Raw genomic sequence first — 24,220 nt, 5'->3', positions numbered from 1 at the left:
TCGCCCCTTTCTAAGCTGAAAGAGAAATCTGCTGTCAAAAAAAGGAGAGTGATACTTCTCCACAAGCGGGCGGTCAGGTTAAGAAAAGTGGATTGAAACCCGTTAATTAACAGGATGATGTACGGAAATACTAGTTAGAACGTTCTGTATGGTTCAAGCGTTAATCAGAACGAACAGATGTGTATTGAACAACTAATACGCTGATCAGCACAATCACGAGGCCCATCAAAGCGGTGCCGCTTAGTGCCTGAGAAAGCACTATCCAGCCAAGCAAGACAGCAGCCAGTGGGCTGAGCAATCCTAATGAAGCTACGGCTATGCCAGGCAGCTGGTTGATGCCTCGGAACCATAAACCGTATGCGATAAAGGCACCCGCCAGGCACAAATAGGCATACGCGGTATATTGCGATCGGGTCAGGGCTGGTAAGGGCGCATCAACCATCCATGCCACTGGTGCCAGCATTAACCCTCCCAGCACTAACTGCCAGCCAGTCAACGCCATCACTGGCAAGTCGATCTGCCAGCGGCGAGTCAGCCAGATGCCGGTTGCCATACAGATTGCACCCAGCAATGCAGCAGCAATACCGACAGGTTCAAACACCGTCTGCGGAGAAAGTAACAATATAGCCATGCCGAATAAGCCTGCCAGCGCTGCCCATAACGTAATTTGTCGTGGTGCACGATGATCGACAGTCCAGGCAAGTACCATCACTAAAAGTGGCTGAATCGCCCCTATAACGGCGGCGAGTCCGCCGGGCAATCGGTAGGCAGCAATAAACAACAACGCCTGAAACACACCGATATTGAGTGCGCTGAGAATCAGCAGGCGTCCAGCGTCACGGTAAGCAGGGAAACGGCGGGTAAGCAGTAACAGCAGGATCCCTGCCGGAAGAACACGAATCAGGGCTGCGGTGAAGGGTCGATCTGGTGGAAGAAACTGTGTTGTAACGAGATAAGTGGAACCCCATATCGCCGGCGCCAGGGCAGTCAGCAGGACGTCACGCCAGTAAGTCAAAGAAAATAAGGTGTTCATGATTTTGCCTTTATCTTGAATTAAAGATAAAATCAGTCTGTCCATCAACTACCTTGAAGTCAAGACAAATGAGCGATATGAATAAACCCTTGCACGATGCGGTTGATGTCATTCTTGAGCAGTGGCAGCGCGAACGACCCGATCTGAACTGCAGCCCAATGGGACCAATTGGCCGTCTGAAACGTTGTACCGCGCTGCTGGAGCAGCGACTTGAATCAACGTTTTCAGAATTTGAATTGAGCATGTGGGAATTTGATATGCTGGCGACGCTGCGCCGGGCTGGCGCACCTTACAGCCTCAGCCCGACTGAGCTGTTTTCGGCACTGATGGTCACCTCTGGCACGATGACGCACCGACTCAAACGTCTGGAGGCACGAGGCTTAATCAGCCGTCAGGTCAATGCGAATGATGCGCGCAGCATGCTGGTTCAGTTGACGCAGGAGGGTGTGGCGTTAATTGATCGGGCCGTGGAAAAGCATGTCGAAAATGAAAGGGAAATCTTGTCAGGCATTTCAGATACCATACTGGAAAAATTAGACCGCAATCTGGCGGAGCTGCTGAAATCACTTGAACGATTTGACCAGCAGTAGACAAAGTAACATGCTGATTAGATTTTGCGTCGGAATTAATTATCACAGGTGTCCGCTATGAGCGAGCAGCAGACGTTTTCTTGAACTGTGGTGTTTCAATACGACCTTGCCGGTCTAATCGTTCATACCAACGTTACATTCGTTAAAGCTTTTTTTGCATTAATGCATTTTCCAGCATTACGCCGCGCCGGAAAGGGAAGCGGCGTTCGACAACATTAAAACCATGATGTAGAAAAAATCGTTCTGCGGTCTTGCTTACATCTGACATAAGGACTTTAATGCCAAGCATCGCTGCTTCTTCATAAATACGATTCATCAGCAGTGTTCCGACACCTTGTTTCGACATGGTTCCTGACACGAAGAAATGGTCAATATAACCGTTGGATTGAAGATCAGCATATCCAACTATTTCACCGTTAACCTCAACGACAAAGGGTCTTAGCTCTCTTATGTGGCTGAACCATTTTCGTTGGTTAATGTTTACTGGAGCCCAGGCATCAATTTGTTCTGGTGTATAATCGTGTGCTGCGATGGTGCGTACCGATGATAAAAAAACATTTAGTAAAGTAATTTCATCACCGTCTATAAACCTTCTCACGTTCATAATTACTCCTTCAATAGTCGCTTAGGGTAATTGCTCAGTTCAGCAATAGCCAACTTCGCGACATCGAGCTGAACTGATACACAGTTATTGATTTCGAGTGACCACGCAGCTGATAGACCACACCATGCAATTATCCACATAAGCAGTCGCTCTCTGTGTATTCCGGATAACGCAGTGATTATTTCAAGTCGCTGTTTAAAAATACTCAGCACTCTTGCTACTTGATATGCCGGATCGCCAAGATCTGGATTCGTGAAGATATTGGCAAAATCAAATCCTCGCTCACCACTTAACCCTTTTGGGTCAATTGCCAGCCAACCTGATTCAGCGAAATCAAGGACGTTTCCGTGATGTAAATCACCATGTAGCGAGACAAGATCAAGCGGTGTTGATAGTAATTCTTCCGCGACTTTAGCGCTATAGGCCAAAATACCACCGTATCTTTGAGCCGCAACGTCCAGAGGCGAAAACCATTGACGCAGAGGTGTCAGCGCTGACAATGGGTATTTTGGGGAGGCATGGAGCTTGTTTGCTACCCTGCATAGGATATGGCATGCAGCGTCATCCTGCCCTGTTCTGGACATAAGTGACAATGAAGCGGGGCCTGTTGCCCGCTCCAGAAGAATGGCCTCATTTTCGTGAGCAAAAACTCTGGCCGCCCCGTTTGCCTCCCACCATACCATCAGCGCATTGCCCAATTGCTCGGATTCATCGTAGGTAATTTTTAGCATGGCTTTACTGCCATTTGTTACCCTGATAACTGGCAGAAGATGTGAGGTATGGGTTATGAGTAGAGGACCATCAGGGACGAGCCTCCAGCGTTCCAGCCAGCGTTTGGATTCATCGTTATGCATAGTGTCTTCCATTAGCAGCCTGTCCCGATCAAAACTGAATGGGTCAAACCTGACTACGCTATTTTACGAAGAGCTTCGATATCATTGGTCATGATCGCGGCGAGAGATCTCGTAATTCGCGCTACGGGCCAATCCCACCAAGCCAGTTTTTCTAATTCCAATGTTATTTCATCGGAAAATCTTTTCTTTATCACTTTTGCTGGGTTCCCCCCAACGACGGTATAGGCAGGTACATCGGCTGTGACAACGGATCGCGAGGAAATAATTGCGCCATTACCAATTTTCACACCGGGCATGATAAGTGCTTCATATCCTATCCACACGTCATTCCCGATAATCGTGTCTCCTTTATAGGGGAGATCGCCGGATTGCGGTGTCGATTTTTCCCATCCATTGCCGAAGATGTAAAACGGGAAGGTAGAGAAGCCTGATAGTTTATGGTTAGCACCGTTCATGATGAACTGGGCACCTTTCGCGATAGCACAAAATTTACCGATAATTAATTTGTCGCCGATAAACGGGAAGTGATACAGAACATTTCGTTCAAAATTCTCCGCGTCCTCTGGATCATCATAATACGTGAAATCTCCGATGATAATGTTTGGGTTTGTCACTGTATTTTTAATGAAACAAACCTGAGGAAATCCCTCCATTGGGTGTTTGTTCATTGGATCAGGTCCGTGCATATTTCCTCCGATTAGAATTTTACCAACATCAGATTATCACACTCGACGTGGTCAACTAAGTCAGTTGCTGCGAGGAAAGCGGTAGCCAAAATTTTGCCACGATACGAGAGCTTGTCAGAACCTCTCTACGTCAGCTTCTGGCGCAGAGCTGAAATTCTACTATTAACAATTAATCCCCATAAACAATCTCCCGCCCAGGCCAAGCCCACCCGCAACAACCCCCTTTTTATTTACATATTATTATTATGATATCAGTAAGATACATGAGGATAATCATGCAGAAATCCTTCCGATTCACCAATTCATCCATCAAAGCCCTTCCGGCAAACACAGATACTCGATCTACAGAGCTTGAGGTGTCTGATACCGAAGTCATCGGCCTTAAATGTCTCTCAGGCCGAACGGGTAACAAACGTTTTCTCTTGCGCTACACATTCCACGGTACCAAAAAAAGTATCAGTATTGGCAGATTCCCTGAAATTGATGTGGGGACAGCCCGTCAGATAGCACGTCGTCACAAAGAGTCAATTGCACTGGGTAATGACCCGAAAGCGGAACGCGATAACTACCGTGCCATGCCCACACTTAGTGAGTTTTTCCACCAGACCTATGTTCCGTTCATCAAGCGCCATAAAAAGTCCTGGGATAAGGATGTGCAGCGTTTCACGCAATATATTGAATCCCGTCTGGGGAAGATTCGTTACTGCGACCTTCGGGCCCGGGAGATCCAGCAGGTGCTTTTCGACATGCTTGAGGGCCGTATTCACGGCCAGCAGTATGCACCGTCTACCTGTAACAGGGCACTGGCTATTCTGAAAACCATGGGCCGTTATGCGCTACGACAGGATGTCCTGGAGAAGAATGAAGCCGATAAGATCCCTTTGCTGAAGGAGAATAATCAGCGGACGCGCTTTTTTGACGCTGATGAGATCAGGAGGATCCTCGATGCTGCATCTCGATACCGAAATAAAGCTGCCGGAGGGCTGATCGCCATGTTGCTGCTAACTGGCACCCGCAAATCAGAAATGCTTAACGTCATGCACAAACATATTGATCGGGGTAACAGGTCCTTGTTCATTCCTTATACTAAGAATGGTCGAAGCAGGACTGTGTATCTCAGTGATGTCGCATTATCGATTATAGATTCGATCCCAAGGGTTGGCAGTAACCCCTATCTGTTTGCCGTAAAAGATAATGGAAAGCCGATATCAGAACCACGGTGGGCGTATGAAAAAATACTGGCCGAATGCGGTATAGATAAGAGTGAAGTCTGTTTTCACACCACGCGACATTCCGTCGCATCATTACTTGTCTCCAGTGGTCAGTACAGTCTGTATGACGTTAAAGCCCAGCTGGCGCATGCCAGTATTCAAAGCACGGAGCGCTACGCGAAATTGACACCAGAGCGTATGCGTCAGACCGGGCAGGGCGTAACAGATCTTCTTTTGAACACCGTTACTGTCGGTAACAATGATGATTTTAGCACCCCTTAAACGTGGAGAATGATTATGCCGTTAAAATGTCCTAAGTGCGATAGCCGAAACACAGTGACGGAAACAGCCGGAAAGATAGCTGAGTTGACTCGTGATGATCGGTTCCTGACAACGCCTGCTGGTTATATCAGCCCGGATCAAATGGCAGAATTGCTCAAAGACATCATCAGGGCAATAAAACGCCTCTTTGGATTTATGGAGCAGCGAGAGAGAAATAATGCGCCAGTGCTGGTCTGTAAATCGTGTGGGTATTATGAGCGTATATAGATGACCACTAAAGGCAATTCAAGATTATTTTCCTGTCTACATAACCCCGATACTTAAAACGTATCGGGGTTTTTATTTATGAGGGTTGTACAATGAAATTTGTCTCGAACTGGCAAGACCTGCCGTCGCTCCTTCTTCCCGATTCAGTTATGACTGTCCTGAGAAAAGAGCTGATACTCCCATTTGATGATGAATCTTCTGCAATGAATTTCTGGGGAGAGGTCGGTGTAACATTAATATACATTGAACCCGATGATGTTCCTGAAGGTATTAAGCGACACGTATTGGATGTAATTCATCATTTAATTGCAAACCCAGAGTTCGTGGTCCGTCTGACAGAAGAGTATTACTTGATGCTATCAATTACAGAAGATAACGGGAATGGTATTTATCTGTTGTTTCATCCCAATTGTCCTCTGGGCGGTATTGATACATTAATGTCTATGGCGGAATTCCGTCTGTAAATCAGATTAAAATGAGGAGAAGGAAATGAGAAAATTAAAGTCAGGAAAAAATAATAATGAAAACGATGAGCTGGAGTTAAATAATGATTTAAGCGATGTTGAGAATGGTATCACTGAAGATGAGAAAACATTACCTGAAGAGAGTTATAAGCTGCTCATTGAATCAGGGCAGGCGGAAAAAATCAGTCCTAAGGCCAGTGGTATGCTGACATGGCAACTGGCAATGTCTGAAACAGATAATGAGCTTTATCTGCGCCTACTGGCAAATGGCAGCGGAGGATTGTTCTCTAAGGACTGGATTTCACTTTCTAAAATTGAAAGTGTACTCGAAGTACAACCGATAACGGGTTTCACATCCGGCGTATTCAGACCATTATTTAAAGGGGCTAGTGCCAATAATTCTGGTTTTCTGGCTGCTGTTCTGCGCTCGCCAGATATATGTCTGCTGGAGGCGCATCCGGAGAAGTTATTTACGCATGTTTTATACGCCGACTGGCGTGTGCGCCTGAAAACACTCAGCAAAGTTGGGGATAGAGAAAAGAACGCAGAGGGTTAATTCTTTACCAGTACGTTCATACAACCAGAAACGGCTACTCACCACTGTTCATCTTCTTCAGGAACATTCATTATGCAAACCCAGTACGCCTTAAAACAGGCAGGATTAACGCTGCCTGTTACCAAATTATTTCAGCAGCACATCACTGCGCTTCTGACAGAACAATCTCAGCAAACATCGGTCAGGGCAGTGGTCATTAATTTTCGTGACCCAGACTACAGTGCAGAATCCGGCGGATTTCATCCGGTTGAAATGCGTTTCATCCGTAAGGATAACGAGTGGTATTTCGATTATGTCACAGACTTTAGTTACATGGGGCGAGTCTATCCTGAACTGGAAAAGGAAATAGACTTTTGCTGGTCGGGTCATTACGTCTTCCATTATCTGATTGGCGATATTTCGATAACAACAGAGATGAATGAGCTCTGGTCTTTATGGGAGAGTAATTTTATTGAATACCTGGCAATGGGGGTTTACCAGGTAACGGTAACTGAGGAAAGTTGTTGACCCGTTATGAACAGGAAGAAAGCGGGCGGCTTTGTAATTTTCTGCATGCGGCGTGCATCACAGCATGGGGATGATATCTCTTATTCCTGGCTGTTCGCATAAACATGTGCAGACACGGGGGATCTCAGATCCCTCGTGGTTTAGGCCCAAATGGCGCATTCCCCAGTGACAGGATGATAACGAAGACTCCATTACCCCAACGGCAGTTTTACACCGCATAATTAACATCGATATTACAGTGTCTTAGAGCCACTTTTGGCCGATGGACTGTTAAAACAAAACTAGACAGGTACCCATGATGCGTCAGTCACGAGGCGAGAAGATCTCTGAAAGACTGGGGTGGATATTGCTCCAGCTCTATACCGGCAATTCTCTGTCGGTTAATGATATTTGCCAGCAGTTTTATGTTTCCCGTCGGACAGGACGACGGGACTTATTGAGGGTGGAAACAGTAACGGAGGTTATTTCTCCCGGGAAAGTGAGGTTGGCTCCTCTGATAAGAGAGCGAGTCAGGCAAGGAATATCCAAATAATTTTCCCTACATGGACATAACCTGTCCTCGCATTGCATTAGGCTCAACAATGAACCAAATAAATGACCTTAATTAAGGATGTAAGATGAAAAGAACGATAATGGCGGCTCTGTTATTCACAGGTTTTCTGTCGCAGGCGCATGCCGGGCTTGTTCAGGTAAATAACCGTGTAGCCTGTTATCTTGCGATGGACAGTATAAACAGGCAACTCATGGAGTCAGATAAAAAAGCCACTGCTGAAATATATAAATATTTGGAGGGAGAACTACAACGTTATGGCGTTGACGAAGAATCTATTAATGAAAACACCATCGCCATGGAGAATGAACTACCTCGGGCATACCAGCAGGCAGCGTTTGCAGATAAGTGTGTGACATTTTACCGAAAACCATCAAACAGACAGTAGTGAGAACAGATAATCCTTCTCACCCAATTGGGAAATCATGATATGAAAAAGATAATTGCCGGATGTGTTGCGGCCATCGTGCCTGTCACCTCAATAGCCGCTTCTGTTTCACTTGATACAGCAGGGCGTTGTTATGAAGCAACTCGCCAGTCAACTCAAATGGCGATGTTGCTGGATCCAAATGCAGCGGAATACAAAAATCTCAACAGTAATGCCAAAGAGCTATTTGGCACACTCTCCGGTGGAGTAGGTGAAAAGGACTCAAAGAAAATTCGGGATGCCTGGAAGACCATTCTGGATAATGCCGGAATGGAAGGCCGCATGGCTAAATCTGATGGGTATCGGGAAATGAACAGATATCCCCAGGACGTCATTATGCAGGAGGCCAATAAATGTGTCCGTCTGGCAATTAAATCAGGGCTGGTGAAATTATAATGATTAATGAGATATGAATATTACGGGAGCAGTTGCTCCCGTTATTTTTTTTATCCAAAGATCCAGTTCCAGGCTTTTTTCAGCCCATTGACTACAGCTTTTTTGGCAGCTTTCACCACGACGCGCAATGGTGCTGGCAGGGTATTATCAATAATATCATCAAGAACGCGATCAACGGTATCACCAAATCCTTCCGTTGCTTCTTCTGTAACTGTACGGGTTTTGTGCTCGTCTCTCACCTGAGAAGCGACGCCGCTTTGAGCGTGCTTTGGGAGCGCACGAACCATTGCCTCCACCAAATGGGTCACATTGTATCCCTCACTGGCGGCGACAGCGATCACCGGATGGTCAGTAAACCCAAATCGCTGTGTGATATATGCTTCTTTATCGAGGATATTTTGCATCTGGGATGGAGAAGGCCGGGCGTTGACAACATCCCATTCACGGAATGGCTCAATTTTGTCGACCTGATTAAGCACAAACAGTGTTTTAGCCTCACCGCCAGCAGGGGCCAGCACATTTTTGTAGAAATGTTCATCCGCAGAGAAGGCGCGGTCATCGCCTTTAATCACCCAGAGAACCAGATCCAGTTGTGGTAACAGGGCACGATAAAGTTGTTCATATTCAGCGTCACGCTCAGCATTTTCTCCCACACCCGGAATATCAATCAACCGCACTGAGCGTTTGCCAAACTGGATGCGCATTTCCTGCGTTTCACGGGTACAGGCGGCGACATCACTGACTGCACAAATATCACCCTTAAAAATCGCATTACATAAGCTGGACTTCCCGGCTCCGGTCTTTCCCATAATGCCAATGACCGGCTCATAACTGATAACGTCATTGATGCGTCGGGCAATACTGTCCCTGATATTTTCAGGTAATATTTCAAGTGCATCCTTCACAGGATTTCGATTTTTAGTTTCTGTATTATTCATCTTGAGCACCATTCTCCATTTTCGCTTTAATTAGCGCACACTCGTAATATGAAATAATTACTTTTAGCAAGGCATTCACTTTTTCCAGATCACGGGGTGCCGCGTAACCGACGATCCCTTTTTTCATAGGGCTGAAGCGTTCCTTGCGGGAAAGATTCATTGCGGCCAGTTGATCATCAATACCGTGCATTAACAAATGTCCGTTTTCGCCAGCATTGAAGTGATTGCAAATCATCTCTGCATGCTGAAGGAGATGTTCGGGAACCACATTGAATGGCGCGTCAAGCCAGGCTTTAAGATGCGCATTCTGTTCATTATCGTTGGCGTCAAGAAGACCGCTGAGTAAATCCGTTGCTATGGTTTCGAAAAAATTCCCGAGTACATTTTCATCTTTATTCATTAGAGGTATCTCCGGTTGATTCTGTACTTTCATTCTGCTCGTATCGTTCCAGAGCAAGGCGTATGTCTTGCGTAACCTGATTACGAATCGATGCTGGTTTTAGAACTTCAACCTCGGGCATCCAGTATTTGATGAGAGGGATAATTTGGCCGAAGTGAGCCACCCGTGAAATCACGAGCAAATCACCGCTTGCGGAAGTGTGAATAATTTCCTGACCCGGTAACAGCGCACGGCGCAAGAACCACGGGGCTACAAGTGCAGAAACTGACATCAGTACTTCAGTAAGCTCTGCGCCATACCAGATACTTTCCGCATTTTCGATTTGCAGATGAATTTCCGGCGACATGGCAAATGACATGTTACTGGGCAGAACCTGTTTCATAGCTGAAATGACGAAACTTTTCAGCACACCTCCCTCAATGGCAGCGAGATACCAGAGCCCTCTGTCACTGACGAGACGATAGGGTTCAATGGCGCTGTAACGTTTCGTTTTATACATAAAGCTTATTTTTTTGCTGCCGCGAATCGCGTCTGACAATGTGTTCAGCGTAGACATAAAAACCCCACAGTTTTCATAGGGTCGCTGTTTGATCAGAAACGGATTATTTTCGGCATTGCCCAGCAATATGCCTAACAGGCGGTCATCCCAGCGTGGAAATAGCCCGTCAATACCCAGAATACGCGTAAAGCGGCGCAAGTCCGTATTGCTGCGCTGTCCCAGAACGCCAACGGGAAGGTGATATTTCTTACCACTGCGAAGAAGGTTGAGATAAGCCAGTCGCTGCGTAAGGTCACGCCGGATGGTCTTATCACAGACATTAAACTCTTCAGCGAGCCCACTCACCGTGACCGATTCACCGTTGTTAAGGCGAGTCAGTATCAATCCAAGGCGATACCCAAGTTTGTCATGCTTATCCATTCAGGCATCCAATTAATTGAAGCTGGAAGGATATTTTCAGCAGGGTGCTGGACAAGATGAGTCCAGGCCGAAGAGGGATTTCTAAAAAATAAAATCCATAAAATTCAAGGGTATATTTTTAGCATGGTTTTTTTGGACTCAACCTGTCCATGTTGTGGTGGTTGCGGGAAGCAGCTTTATTACCGCAGCTTCATTATCTACCAAACAGTAAAGCCCACGACTGGGAGCGTGGGCTTAGCAAATAGGTATTCAGCGTGAAGGATTTACAAAATTACCGAGGGCAATGAGAAGCCAGGATATTTCAGCATTATATGGTCCATCAGGCGAGTCATTCGGGAAGTCAGAGAACCAAAGATAATGGGTGGGAGCTTAGCCCGGCCTGCATTTTTAACATCACTGGATGTCACAGAGTAGCCTGCTTCGACCAGCCATGCAGCTATCTCAACACTGGTTTGTCGCTTTCTGTCGTCCGGCGTGAGCCCCCATTGATGTTGAGCCAGGGCCCGCAGGAAAAGGCGAACAAGGACGTCATCGCTTCGATTTTGTCCTACTTTCAGTTTCAGAGGGGTAAAAACGTTTCTGCAATAGAGAAAATCACACCAGTCTTCCCAGTCAGCTTCATCTTTCAGGCTGTGTGTCTGCCGCCAGTCATCGAAAAGTTGGCGTTGCTTAAGTGCCTGGGCTATATCATTCCACGGACGGGAATACATCAACAAATGTCCATCATTCATGGTGGGGGCGATCAGTTGGCGCTTAAAGTCGAACTCCAGATTTAACCGGATATCCGACTCAACTGCGACAAGGTCGCTTTCATTCAACCACATATCACGGGTTGAAATGAGAGATCCCCTGCGAAGCTTCTGACCCGGAGCCCTGTTAAGATAGAGGTCCACCATATAGCGGTTATAGTCGTCGCGGGGAATATCAGCAGGGGGTTTAACTCCTGCACGGGCGTGTACGATTGGGTAGCCTGCAAGTTCTTTATAGGTCAACTGCCCCCGGGTTTTCATGGCGACAAGTTGCCGGACCTGATGTTTACAGGTCAGCATAGACGAGCCCGGATCCGCAATGTCGCATAACGCCTGAAAACGTGATGATAACGGGCCAGACATATCGATATTATCGATAGCGGAATCCGTCAGAAAACCATCTGTAGTCACACTGACCACTGTTGCATTCGGCGGGAGTGCATTCATCAACTCGCCCACCACCGCGCGGACAAATCCCGTGACATGTGCAGCAAAAAATGGCTGGGTGACTGACGAAGGCGGCAGAGGGCTGTTCAGCCCTCGGGCGGTATCAAATGCAGTCTTTGCGTGAAGACCCTGAGCGAGTTTTCCGTACAGTGAATTTCCGATCTCTTTCCAGAATTTCTCCTCCAGAGACCCTTTATCATGGCGATTACGATTTTCGCGTACCTGTTGCACAAAGGGTAAAAACACGGAGCATGCTGGTTCTGCCGGTGATGAGGAATCATTAGATTTATACTGACGCCAGGGGATGATAATACCGTGCTGAATAGTCATTTCCGCACCCAGAGACAGAGCGAGGGCCATTTCCGGGGCGGTCGCCCATGACTCACCCGTCAAAGGGAAAAACAATCCGTACTGGTCGGTTCTGACGGGCAGGCAGGGGTAGCGTACCGTGTCGGGGAATCGAAAACTGACCAGCCCAAATCCCATGGTATGCCCGCAAAATTCCTCAGGATTTTGGCTCTGGTAAATATTATCGTAATCAGGCTGCAAAATATCTAACAGCCCGGTGGTGTAAGCGCCTGCTAAATCGTAGTCATACCATTGGCTTTCAGGGGTAATGCCCATCATGAAGCATTCATTTCGACCGCCGTGATAGCAGTTGATGGCGAACGTCTCATAGAGTTCCCTTGCGGGTATACTCTGCGTCGATTTTAACGTTCTGAATCCCTGAGTGTCCGGGTTCCAGCGCTGGCGCGATTCCGTCCAGGTTCCCATACAGACTTCAGGAGTCTGGCCGCTTTCCTTAATGGTTTTGAGAAACCGGGAAACAGCCATCGCACCAATCGTAGTGGGGACGCGCTCAATCAGCAGACTTTCAGTGCAGAACGATTTCACCTGTAAGGCATAGCGCACGGCAATTTCGGCATCACGAACTGCATAGGCCTCGAAACCGCGTCGATCGCCTTTTAAATACTGGCGCATATCGCTGATTGAATAAGGTGCTGGAATGGTTAGTTTCGGCAGGCCAAGTAATTCACCACATTCCGTCAGTCCCATACCGCCCGGAGTGATCAACAAGGTATCGGTAAACGTTACATTGCTGCAACGGGACGGGCTGGTCCGCTTATCAAACATGATTAGGCTGTTTTTTTCACGACGAGTTTCGACTTCATCAAAATCAATACCGTAGCGGTTTTTAAAACTGCTGACTGTACTGCGAATTCCTTTCAGCAATATTTTGTGATCGCTCCAGAAATCGGCAAACGAGGCAACATCAGCCCGCAGGAAATGAGCATACAGCGTAATCGAACCCGGCCATTCGTTAATCTGCTCATTCTTCAATAGTGGCGTCAGGGTTTTCGCGAGAAAGTTTTTCAGCGACAGGCGATCTTTTTTGTGGGCGCTGGCGGGGTACAGGATTCCGGGAACACCCGTTCCATCAGGCAGCACGACATAGCTCTGATAAGACAGAATGTCGTTTTGCTTTGTATGTGGGTTATAGACATATTCAGTATCAAAGCCGATATCAAGATGTAGCTCGCTGCTGACGTCCAGTCGATTTTTTGATTTTTGCGGTATTAACGGAAAGTTATCAAGAGTTTTAGCAGAGCGGGCGACAGGTTGCGTCACTCCCGCCGCATCTGCGAGCAGTGCATTCATGTCAAACATAAGTGTTTTCTTATTCAGGTGAGCGGTGTCAATATCGACACCGCTAATTAAGGGGAAATCAGGCAAGGGCTGTACGAATCTCAGCAAACAGTTGCTCTTTTAGAGCATCGTCTTTCGTTGCTACGAAAGATACGAAGTTATCGTTGACTTTAATGACGACGCCGTTCGGGGTCTTTTCGACCATCGGCAAGAGTCGCGAGGAGAGAAGACAATTAGCATGCAACCAACGAAAGCCCATTCCTTCAAATTCGCGACCACCAAGAGTGGTAGCCAGTTCCTGAAATGCCTCATCAAGAGTGTCAGATTTGGCTGATTCACTGACTAGTGTTCCGCCATAACGGTTAGTGAGCGTCAGGATAGCCCGCTCTGCGTTCTGGAACAGGCTGACGCCGTAGACGAACTTAAGTCGGGCAATGCAGTTATTACCCCGGTAGACTGCCTCTTCAGGCAGGTTACTTTCGAAGTTGCGGGCATAGGTGTTAAACGCAGTTTTCGCTGCTTCATCCGTATCAAAAGACTCGGTGTGCAGCAGGCGGCACGCCCGACTAATAAAATTGAGGCGGTTTTCAACGAGACTGATGCTGATGACATCAGAGACAGGGATAAGTATGTCGCTGGCGTTAACCAGGTAGTCAAAGCTGAGTGTTTTTGAGGTTTTCATTGTTTTTACTCCTTGAAAGTCAAATTAGCGCGAAGTCTGCGTATTTGTGAGTTGCTGCTGTTCCCAAGCTTCCACCTCAGCCACGGGAAAACGGATAGCACGTCCCAGCCGGATGAACGGAGGGAGCTTGGCCGGATTTCGGGTGATATCGCTGGCGATCGTGCTGGGCGAAATTCTCCAGCGTTGTGCAAGTTCTTTACAGTTGAGATACATATCAGGGCTCCTCAGAGCTAAAAGTCTTTAGGGGTTTGTCAGTCACTGCCGGGCCCTGCAGTGGTGTGCTCTAACCATACGAGCTGCGCAGTTTGATTACACGCCATAAAACTCACAGCTCATGCCTTCAATTTTTATTTATAACTATCAACCACTTGTGATACTACCGCCTGAGAGTCTGCTGCATTATGAAAGGCATACCGGCGGGTGGCCGTGAGTGAATGGTGATTCAGTAAACGGGAAGCCATGGCGATATCGCTGGTTGCCTGTAGCACGCGGGTGGCAAACGTCCGGCGAAGGTCATGCATGCGCAGGTTTTGTATGCGAGCATCCCGACAAATCCGGGTAAAGGTTTCACGCGGATAGCTCAACTGGCGAGTCGTGTCGGTAATGCGCGGGAAAATCCAGGTCGTGCTGAGTGCCAGTTGTGCCTGTCGCTGAACAATGACCACTGCGGGATTTGCAAGCGGGCAGGTGAATGGGTGCCCTGATTTCGTATCCGGAAGAAGTAATTGCTGTGCATCTGGATGCCAGTAATCCCATTTCAGCGTACAAACTTCACCAATACGCATACCGGTATAGAGTGCAAGCAATATGGCATCAGCAGCGGGCGTATTCAGGGCCTCAGCGGCCGCAATAAATAATGGAATTTCAGTGGCAGAAAGTGTGCGATACCGGACGTTGTTCTCTTTCAGATAACGAACGTGGGTCATCGGAGAATGATTTATCCATTCAGCGCGTACAGCCAGAGAGCATATCTTTGAGAGCAGAGCCAGAAGGCGGTTTATTGTTGCCGGGCTTAATTTCGGTCGTAGGCCAGCGGCGAATTTTTCGATTTCCCCTGGGGTGATATGACAGAGGCGACGCTTCCCCCAGAAGGGACGGATATGGCGATTGAGCTTCGATAGTTCAGACTGTGGACTTTTCTTATATAACTGCATATCAGGAATCCACAACTCGTTGATAGCCTGCTCGACGGTATGACGGCGGGACTGTATGGCAAGGCGTTTTTTATTACCAAGCCGAATCATAGTGTTCAGGCGGGCATCTTCAATATCAAGATGCGGGAAAGTGCCCAGCGTTTCATAAATACGCTGATTGTTGATGGTCGCCCGAAACGCGAGCGTGATTTGATTGGGATAGACCAGCGCCCTCAGATGGGGGCAGTGAATATCACGGTATTCCTGACAACCAGTCGTCGGATGCTGTAGTTGCTGAAGTGATTTAGTGCTGAAACGCAGATCAATAATGGACATCGTAGTTCTCCTGTGAATGTGTGCCAGGAAAAATACGATGAAAGGTGAGCTAATTGCGAGTTGTCATTTTAACAGTTCATCATGTCAATTTGCAAGAGTGATAAACTGTAGGAAATGAGAGAAATAGAAATAGTGAAGCGATATTTGCAGTGCTTATTTATTATGCGCTCGCGCTATAAGTTTCTCGACGTAGTTTACTGAACTGAGTCGGGTAATATCATTAATCAGAGAATCAGGTGATGGAGTCGGGGTCTTTGTTATCGGAGGGAATTTTAAAAATCCTTTAACCTCAGAGTATTTATGCCCCTCTAGAAAATAAATAATTTCTTTAGAAGTCGGCATCCATTGAGGATTCAGTAGTAATGCAATATAAATGTAGGCTTTACGGTGGAGCTGTTCAATGTCTTTTGTATATCCTGTCAAATTGGCTTTGCCAAGATTGATCGTGCTTTTCACAATGAAAGTATCTGGATTAGTAAGCGAGTTTTTATAATTTTCATAGGATATAACAGGCTGCATTATCTCATAAGGTAACATGGCCAATATGATTAACATGACCATATTGGGGTGATGAAGATAGTCATCAACGATGATTAACTTCGCTCTCATATCATCGAGTGTCTTACTGATTATATTGAAAAGGTATTTTTCACAAAAATGAGAAAAAACTAACCAAGAAGTTTCTTCAGGTTTAAGCTCTTGAACTTCAAGGAATTTATTGAGCCAATCCTCTGATGTTAAGTGTTTTGTGATATATAACTTATAGTATTTAATCGATCTGACATATTCCCGAATGGCTTTCTTTCCATCAAAGGAAAAACCATCAAGGGTGCTAAACGTTGCAGGGGTGACCATGTCAGCAAGTAATTCCATGAAGGGCATAAGTAATGGATGGCCATTAACTTCTACATAACGAAATTCATTTTCAATGAACAAATCTAGTTTATCAATTACATGCTTGGGTATTTTATTCTGGCGTTTCACTTTGTGAGCATAAATCTCTATTGCCAGTCGGGAAAATTCCTTACTTTGAAGCTCACACCATTTTTTCAGAACAGTTGTATCCTGAAAAAAATTAATCTGATTAGACATTATCGCCGATGAGTTGATGACGTTGATTATGTCGCTCGAGGGTTTCATCCATATATCGCCATTTGAATCGGTTATGAGCATCAAATTTAGCAAATCAGTTTCAGAGAAGAGATCAGACAGGGCATCAATATCGGGTTGATAGTTTGCGAGAAGGCGTGCGTTTTTAGCATTGCGGTTGGATAGATCCAGATAAGTTTCGAACATAATAAAGTCCTTTGTGATGCAATGCCGTGTAGGGGGGCCCGGTTGAGAGTTAAGGGAGTATAACATTACCCCAACGGCAGTTTTACACCATAGCTTACATTGAGTCTATCCTGCTAATATCATTAGAATTTATTAACTTGTAAACTTGAGGGGATTGGTAAGTCATCTGTCGGTATCAGGTGGACAATTCCCGTAAAGATACTGTGATTCAGGTGTGTCCAGGGGCGTTTCTTGAGGTATCATTTACCACAATTTTTAGGATGCAAAGCCCTGCATCGCTAGCTTTTCTTCATACCAGGATGATTCATGAACGACAAAATCAGTCAGGATACGATCAATAAAGCCCTGTGGGCCGCGTGTGATACGTTCCGTGGCACCATCAGTGCTGATACCTATAAAGATTTTATCCTTACCATGCTGTTCCTCAAGTACATTTCAGATGTCTGGCAGGATCACTATGACGAATACAAAGAACAGTACGGTGATGCGCCGGAACTGATTGAAGCGATGATGGCTAACGAGCGTTTTGTGCTGCCGAAAAGCGCCAGCTTTTATGCTCTTTACGAGCGTCGCCATGAGCCGGGCAACGGGGAGCGTATTGATCAGGCACTACACGCTATTGAAGAAGCCAACGGCACCAAACTGAAAGATGCCGGGAAAAGCGTGTTCCAGGATATTTCGTTTAACACTGACCGTCTGGGTGAAGAAAAACAGAAGAACACCATCCTGCGTCAGCTGCTGGAAGACTTTGCCGGTGAAGATCTTAACCTGAAGCCAAGCCGTGTAGGTACGCTGGACGTTATCGGTAATGCCTATGAATATCTGATTAAGAACTTTGCAGCCAGTGGTGGGCAGAAAGCCGGGGAATTCTACACCCCACCAGAAGTTTCCGATCTGATTGCTGAACTGCTCGATCCGCAACCGGGTGATACCATCTGCGATCCGGCCTGTGGTTCTGGTTCGTTGTTAATGAAGTGCGGACGTAAAATTGTCTCCGGACATGACAGCCGTAATTATGCGTTGTTTGGTCAGGAAGCGATTGGCTCCACGTGGTCACTGGCGAAAATGAACATGTTCCTGCACGGCGAAGACAACCATAAAATCGAGTGGGGCGATACCATTCGTAACCCGAAACTGCTCGATAAAAATGGTGATTTGATGCTGTTTGATATCGTGACCGCTAACCCGCCGTTCAGCCTGGATAAGTGGGGACATGACGAGGCCGAGAACGATAAGTTTGGTCGTTTCCGTCGTGGTGTACCGCCGAAAACTAAAGGAGATTACGCCTTTATCACGCATATGATAGAAACCCTGAAACCGGGGACTGGTCGTATGGGCGTGGTGGTGCCACACGGTGTGCTGTTCCGTGGCTCCAGCGAAGGCAAAATTCGCCAGAAACTGATCGACGAAAATTTACTGGATGCGGTGATTGGATTACCAGATAAGTTGTTCTACGGTACGGGGATTCCGGCTGCTATTCTGATTTTTAAGAAGCAGAAAGTGGATGACAAGGTGCTGTTTATCGATGCCAGCCGTGAATATAAGGCGGGCAAAAACCAGAACCAGCTCAGCGCAGAAAATATCCAGAAGATCGTTAACACCTATCGTGAAGGCGATAACGTCGAGAAATACGCCTATCTCGCCAGCCTGAAAGAGATTCAGGACAACGACTATAACCTTAATATTCCGCGTTATGTCGATACCTTTGAAGAAGAGGATGAGATTAACTTGTTGGCCGTGCGTAAAGAGCGAGAGCAACTGAAGATGGAACTGACGAAGCTCGAAACGGAGATGGCGGGTTATCTGAAGGAGCTGGGTTATGGCTCGTGAAATAACATTGCAAAAGCTGCCTGTAGGTTGGAACTACGATCTATTAGATAATCTTGCGGAAAGATGCAGTGGCCATACACCGAGTAAATCATTCCCGGAATATTGGAATGGTGGCATTAAATGGATTTCCCTCGCTGATTCATGTCGCCTTGATAAAGGGTACGTTTATGAAACCGATAAAGAAATATCTCTAGAAGGCGTCAAAAATAGTTCAGCTGAAGTACATCCGGCGGAAACTGTTGTATTATCGCGCGACGCAGGTGTTGGCAAGAGTGGTGTTATGGCTACGCCAATGGCTGTGAGTCAGCACTTTATTGCCTGGAAATGTGATAATAAAGAAAAGCTTCATAGTTGGTATCTTTATAATTGGTTGCAGTTAAATAAAGAAGAGTTCGAAAGGCAAGCTGTTGGCTCTACAATTAAAACAATTGGTCTTCCATATTTTAAGAAATTAAGAATAGCTGTTCCTCCTTTTGGCGAACAAAAGAAAATCGCCCAAATCCTGTCCGCTTGGGATAAGGCGATTTCGGTGTCGGAAAAGCTTCTCACTAACAGTCAGCAACAGAAAAAAGCCCTGATGCAGCAATTGCTTACCGGGAAGAAACGCTTGCTGGATGATAATGGTACAAGGTTTTCTGAAATTTGGGGATTGTATGCCTTATCGAAATTATTTCAGAGGGTTACGACCAAAAACAATGGAAAGAGCACTAATGTTGTAACCATTTCCGGACAACATGGTTTGATTAAGCAGGAGGCTTTTTTCAAGAAAACAGTGGCATCAGATACCCTTGATGGGTATTTCTTATTAAAAAAAGGACAGTTTGCATATAATAAAAGTTACTCTAATGGCTATCCGATGGGTGCAATAAAACGATTAAATCGATACCCAGAGGGAGTAGTAACAACTCTGTATATATGTTTTGAACTTTCTACCCCCAAAGAATCATTCGGTGACTATTGGGAGCATTATTTTGAGTCAGGCCTTTTGAATAACAGTTTGTCTCAAATCGCTCATGAAGGTGGTCGGGCTCATGGCTTGCTAAATGTAAAACCTTCGGACTTTTTTTCATTAAAAGTTCCGGTTCCTGGCTTTGAAGAACAGCAAAAAATCGCCGCGGTTCTTTCCGCTGCCGATGCTGAAATCTCCACGTTGGAGAAAAAACTCGCCTGCTTGAAAGACGAGAAAAAAGCTCTGATGCAGCAATTACTGACCGGGAAACGTCGTGTCAAAGTAGACGCTGAAGAAGCTGTGAGCGCTTAACGCGAAGAACAAGGAAAGCTAATGAACCAGACGTACATACCAAAATTCCAGGAAGAATACAGCGCCAAAATCCCGGCGCTGACGTTACTGACCAGCCTGGGCTGGACGTTTTTACCCCCAAAACAGATTATGGGTTATCGGGGTTATAAACAGGATGAGGTAGTGCTGCGTCCGGTTCTGCGTGAGGCGTTGTCGAAGCGTTCCTTTATGGCAGATGGCAAAATCTGCCAGTTATCGGAAAAGGCGCTGGATAACCTGATATCACAGGTCTGTTCTCCGGCGCTTAACGAAGGACTGCTAAAAGCCAATGAGCGGATGTACAACCATCTGCTCTACGGAATCGCCGTTACCGAGTTTGTCGATGGCAAGAAGGTCAACCCTACCATTGCGCTGATTGACTGGGAACATCCGGAAAATAACCAGTTCCACTTTACTGAAGAATTTAAGGTATTACGGTCAGGCGGTTTTGAAACCCGCAGACCGGATATTGTCTGTTTTGTGAATGGTATTCCGCTGGCTGTTATTGAAGCGAAATGCCCGGCTGGACATGGCAAGAAAGGGCCAACCATTGACGAGGGGATATCTCAGAGTATCCGCAACCAGTTCAACGATGAAATCCCGCAGCTGTTTGCCTACAGCCAGATATTACTGTCGATTAACGGGCATGACGGGCGCTACGGTACCTGTCATACACCAATGAAATTCTGGGCGGCATGGCGCGAAGAAGATATTACTGACGCGCAGATGTATGCGCTGCGCAACCATAAGTTATCGACGGAACAAATTCATGCGTTGTTTGATCATCGTCCTTCAGCCGATCTCGACTGGTACCAACAGTTAGTAGCCGCTGATGAACTGGCTGTCAGTGGACAGGATAAGCTGCTTATCAGCCTGCTTTCGCCGGAACGTCTGCTGGAGATGACCCGCTTCTTCACCCTGTTTGATAAAAAGACCGGCAAGATTGTCGCCCGCTATCAGCAGGTGTTCGGGATTAAAAGACTGCTGGAACGCATCAGTACTCGCAGACCGGATGGGGGCAGGAAAGGTGGGGTGATCTGGCATACCACGGGGTCAGGTAAATCGTACACCATGGTTTTCCTCAGCAAGGCGCTGATCCTTCATGACAGCCTGAAGCAATGTCGCATTGTGGTGGTGACGGACCGTGTCGATCTTGAAGGGCAGCTCAGCGGTACTTTCGCTTCTGGTGGAGAACTGGCCGGGAAGGATGATAAGGCCAAAGCGATGGCGACCTCAGGTCAGAAGCTGGCACAGCAGATTGGCTCTGGTAAAGAACGTATAATCTTTACCCTTATCCAGAAATTTAACTCAGCGACAAAATTGCCTGAATGCGTCAATACCAGCCCCGACATCATCGTTCTGATTGATGAAGGACACCGCAGCCAGGGTGGCGAGAACCATGTGCGAATGAAACTGGCCCTGCCTAACGCCGCCTTTGTGGCGTTTACCGGTACGCCATTGCTGAAAGAAGATAAAACCACCAATAAATTCGGACCGATTGTCCACGCTTATACCATGCAGCGAGCGGTAGAAGATAAAGCCGTTACACCTTTGCTGTATGAAGAACGTATTCCCGACCTTGAGGTTAACGATCGGGCAATAGATGCCTGGTTTGATCGTATTACCGATGGGTTAAGCGAAGCGCAAAAAGCCGACCTTAAGCGTAAATATGCCCGTAAGGGTGAGGTTTATAGTGCAGATGACCGCATCCGTCTGATTGCATTAGATATCGCCACGCACTTCTCGAAGAATATTGATGAGGGGCTGAAAGGCCAACTTGCCTGCGACAGCAAGATTTCCGCCATCAAATATAAAAAGTATCTTGATGAAGCCGGGTTGTTTGAGTCAGCTGTAGTTATCAGCCCGCCGGATACCCGGGAAGGGAATACCGAGGTGGATGAAAGCAAACTGCCGGAAGTGACAAAATGGTGGAAGGATAACGTTGGCACACAGGATGAGTCCGTTTATACCCGCAATATCATTAGCCGTTTCGATACCGATGATAAGCTAAAATTGTTGATCGTCGTTGACAAACTGCTCACCGGGTTTGATGAACCGAAAAATACCGTGCTGTATATCGACAAGCCGCTTAAATCCCATAATCTTATCCAGGCGATTGCCCGGGTAAACCGACTGCATCCACTGAAGAAGTTTGGCCTGCTGATTGATTATCGCGGCATTCTGGCTGAACTGGACACGACGATCGGTAAATATCAGGATCTCGCCTCCCGAACGCAGGGAGGATATGACATCAAGGATATTGACGGGCTGTACAGCGCCATGAGCTCTGAATACAAGCGTCTGCCGCATCTGTATAACCAGTTGTGGGCCATATTTGCCGGTGTTAAAAACAAGAATGATACTGAGCAGTTGCGTGCAGTTCTGGTGCCTAAAATGGAAGAACGTAACGGAGAGATGGTCGATATCCATCAGAAAACCCGTGATGATTTCTTCGAGGCGTTAACGGCCTTTGCCGGGTGTCTGAAAGTGGCACTGCAGTCCGCCACCTTCTTCACCGACAAGAGCTTTACGGAACAAGACCGAAACCTCTATAAAGAAACCGTAAAACAGATGTCCAGCCTGCGCCAGTGGGCGATGCAGGTCAGCGGAGAGCAGGTCAATTATGACGACTACGCTGAGCAGGTGAAAAAACTACTGGATAAGCATGTCACCGGCGTTGAGGTTCGTGAACCGGATGGTGTGTATGAAGTCGGTAAAATGGGCAAGAGCGAAAAGCCCGAAGACTGGGACAACAATAAAACCCGCAATGAAACCGACATCATTAAAACCCGTGTGACGAAGATGATTGAGCAGGAGCTGCGTGACGACCCGTATGCTCAGGAGGCATTTTCAAAACTCCTGCGTATGGCTATCGAAGAAGCAGAAAAACTGTTCGACCACCCACTGAAACAATACCTCTTATTCCGTGAGTTTGAAGGACAGGTTGAAGCCCGTAAGCTCAGCGATATCCCGGATGCTCTGGCGGTAAACAGGCATGCTCAGGCGTATTACGGTGTATTTAAAAAAGAGCTGCCTGAGGTTTTTGTGGTAAACGATGTTCAGGTGCAGGAGAAGTGGACGAAGCTGGCCTTTGAAGTGGACAACATCATTGTTAAAGCGGTGGAAGAAAACTCTCTGAACCCTCAGGACATTGAGAAGGTTGTTAAGACGAGTTTGTTACCGCTGCTGTTTACGGCCTGCCGGGAAATAGGTGCCGGAATGAACCAGGTAAACCGTATTGTGGAAACTATCATCCAGATACTGCGCGTTGGTTTAATGAAATCATGAGTGTAAAAGAGTCGCCAGCAATGAAAGCGTTACGCATTGTGTATGGTGATGAGGTCATCACCATACACTGTGTTCCACGTCAGGTCGTTAAGGGCAGGGTGCTCATCAAGGTGCATCCGGACTGCCGGGTTATTGCCTCTGTACCGCCAGAAACACCGGAGCACGAGGTGTTGTCTGCGCTGAAAAAAAGAAGTCGCTGGATATACCAGCAACTGCGTGATTTCAGGGAGCAACAGACACACATTGTCCCGCGTCAGTATGTCAGCGGAGAAAGTCATTACTATCTCGGTAAGCAGTATCAGTTGAAAGTGACTGAAGACGCTACTGTGCCGCAACGAGTGAAAATGTTGCGTGGGCGTCTGGAAGTGACTGTCAGACATAAATCGGCAGAAAAGGTAAAAGCGTTGCTGACCGAATGGTATCGGGAACGCGCCAGAGATGTCTTTCAACGCAGGCTTGATTTATTGATACCGCAGACCCTTTGGGTTAGTGAACGTCCGCCGATACGTCTGCGGGCGATGCAAACGCAATGGGGTAACTGTTCAGCAAAAGGCTGTCTGACCTTAAATCCGTGGTTGGTGAAAGCCTCCTCAGAATGCATCGATTATGTCTTGTTGCATGAGTTATGCCATGTGGCTGAGCACAACCACAGCGAGGAGTTTTACCGCTTGATGGGGCAGGTTATGCCGGGCTGGGAAAAGGTTAAGAAACGGCTGGATGGTATGGCGGGGATGTTGTTGGCTGATATGTGATTTTAGGGCTTATTCTAATTTAGAAACTAATCGGGGAAGTTATGTATTCAGTGTCAAAGTATGTTTTTTATACCACTCTGATTCTTTATGTCCTGAC

The 24,220-nt window shown here is 46.8% G+C and carries 24 protein-coding genes; 12 read left to right on the top strand and 12 right to left on the bottom strand.

Annotated features, from left to right (window positions below; genetic code table 11):
* Positions 1 to 160 precede the first annotated feature (160 nt).
* On the bottom strand, positions 161 to 1,033 hold the full coding sequence (locus SIK69_RS08995; protein WP_319785975.1) for an EamA family transporter: 873 nt from the start codon (positions 1,031 to 1,033) through the stop codon (positions 161 to 163).
* A gap of 68 nt (positions 1,034 to 1,101) precedes the next feature.
* Here SIK69_RS08995 and SIK69_RS08990 point away from each other — a divergent pair, with 68 nt between their 5' ends.
* Entirely contained in the window at positions 1,102 to 1,623 is a 522-nt protein-coding gene (locus SIK69_RS08990; RefSeq protein WP_374941365.1) for a MarR family winged helix-turn-helix transcriptional regulator, read from the top strand.
* Positions 1,624 to 1,765: 142 nt separating this feature from the next.
* Here the strand turns inward: SIK69_RS08990 and SIK69_RS08985 are convergent, their stop codons facing one another.
* From SIK69_RS08985 to SIK69_RS08975, 3 genes are read right to left on the bottom strand one after another with little or no spacing between them, the layout of a single operon-like run.
* Positions 1,766 to 2,227: a GNAT family N-acetyltransferase gene (locus SIK69_RS08985; RefSeq protein WP_319785937.1), complete on the bottom strand. Its 462-nt coding sequence runs from the start codon at positions 2,225 to 2,227 to the stop codon at positions 1,766 to 1,768.
* Positions 2,228 to 2,229: 2 nt separating this feature from the next.
* On the bottom strand, positions 2,230 to 3,081 hold the full coding sequence (locus SIK69_RS08980; protein WP_319785936.1) for an aminoglycoside phosphotransferase family protein: 852 nt from the start codon (positions 3,079 to 3,081) through the stop codon (positions 2,230 to 2,232).
* Between the two features lie 53 nt (positions 3,082 to 3,134).
* Positions 3,135 to 3,767, bottom strand: a complete 633-nt coding sequence (locus SIK69_RS08975) for a Vat family streptogramin A O-acetyltransferase (RefSeq protein WP_319785935.1) — start codon at positions 3,765 to 3,767, stop codon at positions 3,135 to 3,137.
* A gap of 275 nt (positions 3,768 to 4,042) precedes the next feature.
* Between SIK69_RS08975 and SIK69_RS08970 the strand changes: the two genes are divergently transcribed.
* The 7 genes from SIK69_RS08970 to SIK69_RS08945 all read left to right on the top strand — a co-directional run bounded on the left by SIK69_RS08970 (position 4,043) and on the right by SIK69_RS08945 (position 8,427).
* Entirely contained in the window at positions 4,043 to 5,260 is a 1,218-nt protein-coding gene (locus SIK69_RS08970; RefSeq protein WP_319785934.1) for a site-specific integrase, read from the top strand.
* Positions 5,261 to 5,619: 359 nt separating this feature from the next.
* On the top strand, positions 5,620 to 5,991 hold the full coding sequence (locus SIK69_RS08965; protein ID WP_319785933.1) for a hypothetical protein: 372 nt from the start codon (positions 5,620 to 5,622) through the stop codon (positions 5,989 to 5,991).
* Positions 5,992 to 6,016: 25 nt separating this feature from the next.
* A complete protein-coding gene (locus SIK69_RS08960) occupies positions 6,017 to 6,547 on the top strand; it encodes a hypothetical protein (protein ID WP_063139136.1) in 531 nt (176 codons plus the stop codon).
* A 72-nt stretch (positions 6,548 to 6,619) separates the two neighbouring features.
* Positions 6,620 to 7,054 (top strand): DUF2787 family protein, encoded by a 435-nt coding sequence (locus SIK69_RS08955; protein WP_045331645.1) that lies wholly within the window; start codon positions 6,620 to 6,622, stop codon positions 7,052 to 7,054.
* A 295-nt stretch (positions 7,055 to 7,349) separates the two neighbouring features.
* Positions 7,350 to 7,586 carry a DeoR family transcriptional regulator gene (locus tag SIK69_RS22930; RefSeq protein ID WP_375341503.1) on the top strand — a complete coding sequence of 79 codons (237 nt, stop codon included), beginning with the start codon at positions 7,350 to 7,352 and terminating at the stop codon, positions 7,584 to 7,586.
* 85 nt (positions 7,587 to 7,671) lie between these two features.
* On the top strand, positions 7,672 to 7,992 hold the full coding sequence (locus SIK69_RS08950; RefSeq protein ID WP_319785932.1) for a hypothetical protein: 321 nt from the start codon (positions 7,672 to 7,674) through the stop codon (positions 7,990 to 7,992).
* Between the two features lie 42 nt (positions 7,993 to 8,034).
* Entirely contained in the window at positions 8,035 to 8,427 is a 393-nt protein-coding gene (locus SIK69_RS08945) for a hypothetical protein (protein WP_319785931.1), read from the top strand.
* Between the two features lie 50 nt (positions 8,428 to 8,477).
* Here SIK69_RS08945 and SIK69_RS08940 read toward each other — a convergent pair whose 3' ends face one another.
* From SIK69_RS08940 to SIK69_RS08905, 8 genes are all read right to left on the bottom strand, one after another.
* Positions 8,478 to 9,365: a GTPase family protein gene (locus SIK69_RS08940; protein ID WP_319785930.1), complete on the bottom strand. Its 888-nt coding sequence runs from the start codon at positions 9,363 to 9,365 to the stop codon at positions 8,478 to 8,480.
* On the bottom strand, positions 9,358 to 9,765 hold the full coding sequence (locus tag SIK69_RS08935) for a hypothetical protein (RefSeq protein WP_319785929.1): 408 nt from the start codon (positions 9,763 to 9,765) through the stop codon (positions 9,358 to 9,360). Before SIK69_RS08935 ends, SIK69_RS08940 begins: the two co-directional genes overlap by 8 nt.
* Complete coding sequence (locus SIK69_RS08930) at positions 9,758 to 10,684, bottom strand: helix-turn-helix transcriptional regulator (protein WP_319785928.1); 927 nt, start codon at positions 10,682 to 10,684, stop codon at positions 9,758 to 9,760. The genes SIK69_RS08935 and SIK69_RS08930 overlap by 8 nt, the downstream gene beginning before the upstream one ends.
* A 263-nt stretch (positions 10,685 to 10,947) precedes the next feature.
* A complete protein-coding gene (locus SIK69_RS08925) occupies positions 10,948 to 13,548 on the bottom strand; it encodes a DNA polymerase type-B family protein (RefSeq protein ID WP_374941366.1) in 2,601 nt (866 codons plus the stop codon).
* A gap of 58 nt (positions 13,549 to 13,606) precedes the next feature.
* Positions 13,607 to 14,209 (bottom strand): hypothetical protein, encoded by a 603-nt coding sequence (locus SIK69_RS08920; protein WP_045331631.1) that lies wholly within the window; start codon positions 14,207 to 14,209, stop codon positions 13,607 to 13,609.
* 24 nt (positions 14,210 to 14,233) lie between these two features.
* Positions 14,234 to 14,422 carry a helix-turn-helix transcriptional regulator gene (locus tag SIK69_RS08915; RefSeq protein ID WP_045331629.1) on the bottom strand — a complete coding sequence of 63 codons (189 nt, stop codon included), beginning with the start codon at positions 14,420 to 14,422 and terminating at the stop codon, positions 14,234 to 14,236.
* Positions 14,423 to 14,556: 134 nt separating this feature from the next.
* Positions 14,557 to 15,678 carry a tyrosine-type recombinase/integrase gene (locus tag SIK69_RS08910; protein WP_089580510.1) on the bottom strand — a complete coding sequence of 374 codons (1,122 nt, stop codon included), beginning with the start codon at positions 15,676 to 15,678 and terminating at the stop codon, positions 14,557 to 14,559.
* 153 nt (positions 15,679 to 15,831) lie between these two features.
* A complete protein-coding gene (locus SIK69_RS08905) occupies positions 15,832 to 16,974 on the bottom strand; it encodes a hypothetical protein (protein ID WP_319785927.1) in 1,143 nt (380 codons plus the stop codon).
* A gap of 306 nt (positions 16,975 to 17,280) precedes the next feature.
* On the opposite strand from SIK69_RS08905, the gene SIK69_RS08900 reads away from it, so the two are divergent.
* From SIK69_RS08900 to SIK69_RS08885, 4 genes are read left to right on the top strand one after another with little or no spacing between them, the layout of a single operon-like run.
* Positions 17,281 to 18,804 (top strand): type I restriction-modification system subunit M, encoded by a 1,524-nt coding sequence (locus SIK69_RS08900; protein WP_047731832.1) that lies wholly within the window; start codon positions 17,281 to 17,283, stop codon positions 18,802 to 18,804.
* Complete coding sequence (locus tag SIK69_RS08895) at positions 18,794 to 20,065, top strand: restriction endonuclease subunit S (protein ID WP_047731830.1); 1,272 nt, start codon at positions 18,794 to 18,796, stop codon at positions 20,063 to 20,065. Before SIK69_RS08900 ends, SIK69_RS08895 begins: the two co-directional genes overlap by 11 nt.
* Positions 20,066 to 20,086: 21 nt before the next feature.
* Positions 20,087 to 23,371, top strand: coding sequence for a type I restriction endonuclease subunit R (locus SIK69_RS08890; protein ID WP_319785925.1), 3,285 nt, complete (start codon positions 20,087 to 20,089; stop codon positions 23,369 to 23,371).
* Positions 23,368 to 24,123, top strand: coding sequence for a M48 family metallopeptidase (locus SIK69_RS08885; RefSeq protein ID WP_319785923.1), 756 nt, complete (start codon positions 23,368 to 23,370; stop codon positions 24,121 to 24,123). Before SIK69_RS08890 ends, SIK69_RS08885 begins: the two co-directional genes overlap by 4 nt.
* Positions 24,124 to 24,220 lie beyond the last annotated feature (97 nt).

The organism is Scandinavium lactucae, from assembly GCF_033843265.1.
In the GTDB taxonomy this organism is placed as follows: domain Bacteria; phylum Pseudomonadota; class Gammaproteobacteria; order Enterobacterales; family Enterobacteriaceae; genus Scandinavium; species Scandinavium lactucae.
This window is presented reverse-complemented; position numbering and strand designations above follow the sequence as displayed.